This window comes from Neisseria sp. HMSC70E02 (genome assembly GCF_001838645.1).
GTDB classification, from domain to species: Bacteria; Pseudomonadota; Gammaproteobacteria; order Burkholderiales; family Neisseriaceae; genus Neisseria; species Neisseria macacae.
Map to the genome: position 1 here is coordinate 31,191 of NZ_KV838105.1, position 296 is coordinate 31,486.

The 296-nt window shown below is 48.6% G+C and carries 1 pseudogene; it reads left to right on the forward strand.

Features of this window, described 5'->3' with window-relative positions:
- A pseudogene (locus HMPREF3277_RS09035) lies at nt 1–296 on the forward strand (hypothetical protein); the annotation flags it as partial.

The following is a 296-nucleotide window of genomic DNA, read 5'->3' on the forward strand; positions in this document are numbered from 1 at the left end:
TTGCAGCGGCCGCTATCAATTGCGCCTGCCGTCCAAACGCCGTCACGGCAGTACGCACCTTGATTACAACGGCTGGAGCGTGATGGTTATGTTTAATGATTGGGATAGAAACGTTAGGACTATCAATAGGTTTAAACGTAGTGGTTATGATGGAACGGATATTGTCGTCGATACCCGCACCCTGATTCCGGATCGGGCAATGATGCAGGTAACGCGAAAAGGATTTGGCTGGGAAGATCTTGTTGGGGATGACGGTATGCCCTACGAAGCCGATTTATATTTCAAGCTGGATAATG